The 6,575-nt window shown below is 52.1% G+C and carries 7 protein-coding genes; all 7 read right to left on the bottom strand.

The genetic code is table 11. From position 1 onward, the window contains the following. Window positions 1-89 precede the first annotated feature (89 nt). The 7 genes from dtd to INT22_RS16125 all read right to left on the bottom strand — a co-directional run bounded on the left by dtd (window position 90) and on the right by INT22_RS16125 (window position 6,505). Window positions 90-527, bottom strand: coding sequence for a D-aminoacyl-tRNA deacylase (gene dtd / locus INT22_RS16155; RefSeq protein ID WP_193059352.1), 438 nt, complete (start codon window positions 525-527; stop codon window positions 90-92). A gap of 78 nt (window positions 528-605) precedes the next feature. Beyond that, window positions 606-1,187, bottom strand: a complete 582-nt coding sequence (locus INT22_RS16150; RefSeq protein ID WP_193059351.1) for a chalcone isomerase family protein — start codon at window positions 1,185-1,187, stop codon at window positions 606-608. Window positions 1,188-1,257: 70 nt separating this feature from the next. Beyond that, the gene (locus INT22_RS16145; RefSeq protein WP_193059350.1) at window positions 1,258-2,103 is read right to left on the bottom strand and encodes a universal stress protein; all 846 of its coding nucleotides are present in this window, start codon (window positions 2,101-2,103) and stop codon (window positions 1,258-1,260) included. Window positions 2,104-2,259: 156 nt separating this feature from the next. Further along, the gene (gene thiD, locus INT22_RS16140) at window positions 2,260-3,090 is read right to left on the bottom strand and encodes a bifunctional hydroxymethylpyrimidine kinase/phosphomethylpyrimidine kinase (protein ID WP_193059349.1); all 831 of its coding nucleotides are present in this window, start codon (window positions 3,088-3,090) and stop codon (window positions 2,260-2,262) included. A 156-nt stretch (window positions 3,091-3,246) separates the two neighbouring features. Beyond that, a complete protein-coding gene (locus tag INT22_RS16135; RefSeq protein WP_089040251.1) occupies window positions 3,247-4,356 on the bottom strand; it encodes a TRAP transporter substrate-binding protein in 1,110 nt (369 codons plus the stop codon). Between the two features lie 185 nt (window positions 4,357-4,541). Continuing rightward, window positions 4,542-5,945 carry a TRAP transporter large permease gene (locus INT22_RS16130; protein ID WP_120386047.1) on the bottom strand — a complete coding sequence of 468 codons (1,404 nt, stop codon included), beginning with the start codon at window positions 5,943-5,945 and terminating at the stop codon, window positions 4,542-4,544. After that, window positions 5,945-6,505, bottom strand: coding sequence for a TRAP transporter small permease subunit (locus INT22_RS16125; protein ID WP_089040249.1), 561 nt, complete (start codon window positions 6,503-6,505; stop codon window positions 5,945-5,947). The genes INT22_RS16130 and INT22_RS16125 overlap by 1 nt, the downstream gene beginning before the upstream one ends. Window positions 6,506-6,575: the final 70 nt, after the last annotated feature.

Raw genomic sequence — 6,575 nt, 5'->3', positions numbered from 1 at the left:
ACAATGGAGGCAGAGTTATTAGCCAGCGAAGATGCCTAACCCTTGGCTAACCAATTCGGGCTGCTTTGAATCTAGTCGGATTAAGTCGCTTAGCTCTCAAGCATGAACGTTACCGGCCCATCGTTAACTAACGCCACTTGCATATCAGCGCCAAATTGGCCGGTTGCAACGTTGGGCCAGGCAGCGGATGCCTTAGCCACCAAATAGTCAAACAGGCGCTCGCCTTCAGCAGGTGGTGCCGCGCTAGAAAAGCTGGGGCGCAAACCTTTGCGAGTATCAGCGGCCAGCGTAAACTGTGATACCAGCAGTAAGCCCCCGTTAGCCTGCTGAAGGTTATGATTCATTTTGCCTTCTTGGTCACTGAAAACGCGGTAGTGCAGCAGCTTATGCAGTAGTTTTTCAGCATCGGCCTCACTGTCGCCCTTTTCAACGCCCACTAAAGCCAAAAGACCATGGTCAATGGCCCCCACCATCTTACCTTCGACCGCCACGCTGGCGTTTTTTACCCGCTGAATCAGTGCCTTCACACTTGCCTCTTGCGATGTGTCCCAAAGAAAATACAGTGTACTCGCTGGCACAGGCGTCAGACAAAACCCTTATTTGAATTAACCCTGGCCCAGTAGCGCATCGCGAAAACCATCGCTTAGAGGACGCTCGCCCAACCAAATACCAAACATAGCGCTGGCGAATTCAGCACTGTCATCTTCAAATACCACATCGCCATTAAGGGCGAGCTGCAGCGACTCCCCATCCCAGCTGAGTAGATAGCGATCACCAGGCGCTACAGCACGATAGCGCTGATTCAGCCGCTCTAGGTCCTCCTCAATCTGGCTAAACTCATAGAGTGTCAGCGACTCTTTTAGCGTTTTCTCAGTCGCTTCAGCAAAATCAGCCGCCTCAATGTCATGAAAATAAGCTAACTCAAGGCGACGAGGGACATCACTCAATGGCAGCGGCTCAGTTTCTCCCTCAAGCTGATAATAAGCTCCTGCATAGGCGGTCCAGATCATATAGCGGAACACACCACTACCCATTAACGCGTAGTGCTGACCATTAATTTCCACGACGCGCTCAAAGCGCTCTCCTCGTTCAGTCACACTATCTGCCAGCACACTGGGTGCCGATAAAAGTGTACCGACTGACAGCAGCGTGCCCAGTATTAAAGGGTGTTTGTGTACATATAGCATAGCGAAGCCTCTATTTTTCAGAACACTAACTATACATACACAAAACAAAAATAAAGGTTCCGTATAACAACTACCAGGAGCGACATAGCATGAGGTCGCAGTGAGGTTCGCCTAACAGCATTTCAGTCACTTGGCTGGTGTGCTGGGGCTGACCACGGCTTCCAATAATCACCAAATCGGGAGAGTGTCGCTTCATATAATCTTGAAGTACATCACAGGGCTGCCCTGGTTCGAGCACCAGCTCGATATCGGGGACACCGTCAAGATCGCGCATTAAACTCTCAATCTCGTTATCCAGCGTTCTGCGTAAACGTTCTACTTCGTGATCTCGCCACTGGGCAAAATTAGCCTGGGAGCCCAGCTCACGCTCACCAGGTAAGCTCCAGGCATGCAGTAGCGTCAACGTCGCTTCTGGAAAGCGAATGAGTGCCTCCCTGAGTGTTTGCCGAGCAGTCAGCGAAAAATCGATCGGCACCAGGATATGTTGCCAAGGCTGCGTCGGTAGATAAGAGGCGACCACCACCGGGCAAGGCGCACTTCTCATCACGCGCATCACAGTGGTTCCCAAAAGAAGATCTTTCTGACCGCGCTTACGGTGCATGCCCATAATAATTAACGAGGCATTACGCTCGTGAGCTTCTCGCACAATTTCAACATGCGGCTCCCCCACAACGGTTTGAATAAGCAGCGAAGGCGCTTCCAGCGCGTAATCTTCGCGCAGGTCGGTCAATGTGGCACTGATATCTTCGTTAACCGCGCTTTCAACGTCGTGAAGAACACGGTGGGGCAAGTAAGGGTCAAGGACGTGAAGAATGTCGAGCTGCGCCCCTTGGGCATAGGCCAGCCGAAGAGCGCGAGCAAACGCAGCGCGGTTATCCTGAGAAAGGTCCGTGGCAAACAGCAGCGTGCGAGACATGGCACAACTCCCTGGCCGATCAAGTCGGCACCGTCAGTAACACGTGAGATAGCCAAACAGGCAATGTTCAGCATGGTGTCCGTTGGCGCATACTGCAAGGTGTGACTTACTTTTTACACTGCTGCTCGGCACGTTTATGGCGCTAGGTCATTTACATCACCACCACGCATGAAAGTGGTGCACCGGCCCACGCCCATGACCGACACTTAGCCGCGTGCTTGCTTCTAATGCAGCATGTAGCCACAACTTGGCTTCACCAATCGCTTGCTTAGGTGCGTTTGGCGCCGCATCGGCGGGTAGTTTTGCTAGACACGCAGTGATCGCAGACGAGAGAGCACAGCCCGTGCCGTGCAGGTTGTCAGTGTCAATACGCGAAGCAGGAAGCCATGTGTGGCCGTCCGGGGTTGCCAGTAAGTCAGGACAGGTATCTCCGCGCAGGTGCCCACCTTTCAGCACCACATAAGGCGCGCCCAACTCAATTAGCGCTGGCAGCATCGCTTCCATGTCATCCAGCGAATTCGGTGACTCGGCATCTAACAGAACAGCAGCTTCAGGCAAATTGGGCGTAATTACGTCAGCCAACGGTACCAATATATCGCGCACGGCACGAATGCCTGCGTCATCGACCAGAATATCACCGCTTTTGGCCACCATTACCGGGTCCAGCACGATCCAGCGGGGGCGGTTTTGCCGCAATACGTCAGCGATTACTTCGGCAACCTCCCGGCTGGCGACCATGCCAATTTTAACGGCGTCTAATGCCACATCATTTATCAGGTTTTCTAACTGCTCGCGAATAGCGTGAGGCGAAACCGGATACACGGAAGCCACACCACAGGTATTTTGAGCGATGACAGCAGTGATGACATTGGTGCCGTAGACACCCAGCGCCGAAAAAGTTTTCAGATCACCCTGCAAGCCAGCACCACCAGAGGGGTCAGACCCTGCAATGGTCAGTACATTGCGAAGGCGGGAATCGTTGGACATGGTGTTCCTTAATTAACGGTTCAGTCGTGTTCTAAAATACCCAAATACAACGCCAAACAGGGCTTCTTAACCAAAACAATGGCCGCCTAAGAGGCAGCCATTGCGTGTTCAACGAGAGTAGTATGCTAATAGTATAGCTACATCGCTATTGAGCCGTTACTGCGTTGTGTCACCTTCTGGATTACGTGCGTTGTAGTATGCCTGCTCAGAAATCGCATGATAGTTTCCGACCTTATCCTGGAAGGTACGGTACGACTCATAAATCCGTGTGCCCAGCTCGCTTGATTCAGCCAATTCAGCAATAACGTCTTCTGAATGCTCACGGGCCTGAGCCAACACGTCGTCAGGAATACGGCGCAGTTCAACCTCATGCTCGTTGACCAACGTCTCCAACGCATCGTTATTACGCGCGGTGTATTCATCAAGCACGTTTGCATTAATATCGCGCACTGCGGTCGTCAAAATAGCCTGTAAATCAGCGGGCAATTCGGCTAAGGCTTCTTCGTTGACGATGGTTTCAAACATCACCGTCGGCTCGTGCCAGCCAGGATAGTAGTAATAATCGGCAGCCTGATGCAGACCGAACGCTAAATCATTATAGGGGCCAATCCATTCCGTCGCATCAATGGCACCTGACTGAAGTGATGTGAAGATTTCGCCACCCGGCATGTTAACAATCGCGACGCCCATACGGCTCATCACTTCACCACCTAAGCCTGGCATACGCATTTTCAGACCATCAAGGTCCTCAATCGAATTGATTTCCTTGTTATACCAGCCACCCATTTGCACGCCAGAAGCACCCGCCACCATGACATCCACACCAAAAGGCTCGTAAACTTCGTTCCACAACTCCATGCCACCGCCAAAATGCAGCCAGGCATTCATTTCCTGTGCGTTCATGCCAAACGGCACGGCAGCGAAGAACTGTGCTTCAGGGGCTTTGCCCTTCCAGTAATAAGAAGCAGAGTGGCCAAGCTCAGCAGTGCCGTCAGACACAGCATCAAAGACCTCAAACCCAGGTACCAACTGGCCAGCGCCAAACACTTCAATGGTCAGGCGACCATCGGACATCTCGTCCACCAGTTGCGCGAGCCGCTCAGGACCCTGCCCCACACCTGGGAAGTTCTTCGGCCAGGAAGTGACCATTTTCCAGCGGAAATTTTCTTGTGCCTGAGCTTGATTATCAAAACTTGAAACCACCAGCAAACTAGTGGATAGAGCGGTTGTCATCGCAATGGCGACAGGTAAAGCATTGGCTTTCATACATTAACCCTCTTGCTTCTATTATTACTGTTATAGGTAGGAGAAGGCCGCCTAGCCCAATTGGCTAGGCGGTTTGTTACAAGCCGTTAGTTTATGCAGCTTGGCTGCTTTTGATTAAGGTTGCCACTTAGTTGCGTTGATAGTCACGATAGTTTTCAACTCGCCACTAATCAAAAAGACGTAGCCTAAAATTGAGTCGGTAGCCATGTGGCCAGCTGCGGGAAAAACGTTAGCATCAGCAACATGCCAAGCTGCATCAGGATAAACGGGATAACCCCACGGTAAATTGCCGAGGTCGGTACCGAGGGTGGCGCTACGCCGCGCAGATAAAACAGCGCAAAGCCAAACGGCGGGGTTAAGAATGACGTTTGCAGGTTAATAGCGATCATGATGCCCAGCCAAATTGGGTCAAGCCCCATGGCCAGCAGAATCGGCCCAACGATGGGCACCACCACAAACGTGATTTCGATAAAGTCGAGAATAAAGCCAAGTAGGAAGATGACCAGCATTACGATAATGGTCGCCCCCACCACTCCACCAGGCATACCTTCGAACAAGTCGGTGACCATATGCTCGCCGCCGTAGGCCCGGAAGACCAACGAAAACAGCGCCGCACCAATCAAAATCATAAACACCATGGTCGTCACATGGGTAGTTGAACGCAGCACGTCTTTCAGCGTTGCCCAATCCAGTTGACGATAAGCAATGGCCAGCACCAGGGCACCAAAGGCACCGACAGCCGACGCTTCGGTAGGCGTTGCAAAGCCGCTTAAAATCGAGCCAAGCACTGCCACAATGAGCACCACGGGCGGTACTAAGCCTTTCAACAACAGCATCCCAAGGCCGGAAGTATGCCCAAGCTCCGCCATGAGCTCTTCACGGTCTGCGGCAGGCGCCATTTGCGGGCGCAACCACGCGACCAGGGCCACGTAAATCATATACATAACGACCAGGAGTAACCCCGGCACCAGCGCGCCCATAAACAGATCACCTACAGAGACCGTTTTAGGACTGAAAATACCCATCGAGAGCTGAGCCTGCTGGTAAGCGGACGACAGCACATCACCAAGCAGTACCAATGCAATGGAGGGCGGGATGATCTGGCCAAGCGTACCGGTCGCACAAATGGTGCCGGTCGCCAGCGAGGTGCTATAACCGCGCTTTAGCATGGTAGGTAGCGACATAAGCCCCATGGTAACCACGGTGGCCCCCACAATGCCGGTAGATGCTGCCATCAACATACCTACCAATGTCACTGAAATACCTAATCCGCCACGCATGGCACCAAACAGCAGCGCCATCGCATCGAGCAGTGTTTCAGCTACTTTGGACTTCTCCAATAAAACGCCCATTAAGACAAATAATGGCACTGCCAATAACGTTTGATTGGTCATAATGCCGTAAAGCCGGTTGGGCAACGCGGCGAGATAACCACTATCGAAATTGGCGTCTACGCCGATGGTCTCGAGGCCTAGGCCCATCCCCGCAAACAGTAGCGCGGTGCCTGCTAATGAAAGCGCTACAGGAAAGCCAAACATCAGCACGATGCAAATGGTGGCAAATAAAACAAGCGGCATAAATTCCAGCATCAAACGCGCTCCTCAAGGTGGTTGTCATCACCAACAGATGGGGGTATCCGGCCAGTAAATACATAGCCATTGCGCACTACCTCAATGACACCTTGCAGTATCATTAGCATGGCAAAGAGCGGTATTAACGTTTTCAGTGCAAAGACGGCTGGAATGCCACCATAATCGGAGGAGGTTTCCATAATACGCCAGGAGTTAGCGACGTAGCCCAAGCTGGAAGCAATGACAAAAACCATCACAGGCATCAACAGCGTGATAATACCCACGATGTTAACCAGCGCTTGGCGACGGGGCGTCATTCCACGATAGAAGATATCGACACGCACATGGCCATCGTGGCGAAAGGTATAGGCCGCAGCGAGCATAAAGACACTGGCGTGCATGTACATCACCAGCTCTTGCATAAAAATACTGTTAACGCTGAAAATATAACGAAGCAGTACAATCGCGAACTGAATCAACATCATAATGATGATCAGCCACGCAAGGCTACGTCCGAACCACTCCGAAGCGCGGTCCAGCGCAGCGATAAACGCAGGTAGTTGTGTTGTATCTGACATGGAAGTGTCTCGCGTAAAACGACTAAGGGGGTCAGCGCCCCAGACAATAGCGCATATACGCAGACAATGC

The organism is Halomonas sp. 3D7M (genome assembly GCF_014897885.1).
Taxonomy (GTDB): domain Bacteria; phylum Pseudomonadota; class Gammaproteobacteria; order Pseudomonadales; family Halomonadaceae; genus Vreelandella.
This window is presented reverse-complemented; position numbering and strand designations above follow the sequence as displayed.

What these genes read in the sequence shown, in the direction of transcription:
- thiD (WP_193059349.1), bottom strand. Translation starts at nt 3,090, where the DNA reads ATGTCCAACGATTCCCGCCTTCGCAATGTACTGACCATTGCAGGGTCT.
- INT22_RS16130 (WP_120386047.1), bottom strand. Translation starts at nt 5,945, where the DNA reads ATGCTGGAATTTATGCCGCTTGTTTTATTTGCCACCATTTGCATCGTG.
- INT22_RS16145 (WP_193059350.1), bottom strand. Translation starts at nt 2,103, where the DNA reads ATGTCTCGCACGCTGCTGTTTGCCACGGACCTTTCTCAGGATAACCGC.
- INT22_RS16125 (WP_089040249.1), bottom strand. Translation starts at nt 6,505, where the DNA reads ATGTCAGATACAACACAACTACCTGCGTTTATCGCTGCGCTGGACCGC.
- INT22_RS16150 (WP_193059351.1), bottom strand. Translation starts at nt 1,187, where the DNA reads ATGCTATATGTACACAAACACCCTTTAATACTGGGCACGCTGCTGTCA.
- INT22_RS16135 (WP_089040251.1), bottom strand. Translation starts at nt 4,356, where the DNA reads ATGAAAGCCAATGCTTTACCTGTCGCCATTGCGATGACAACCGCTCTA.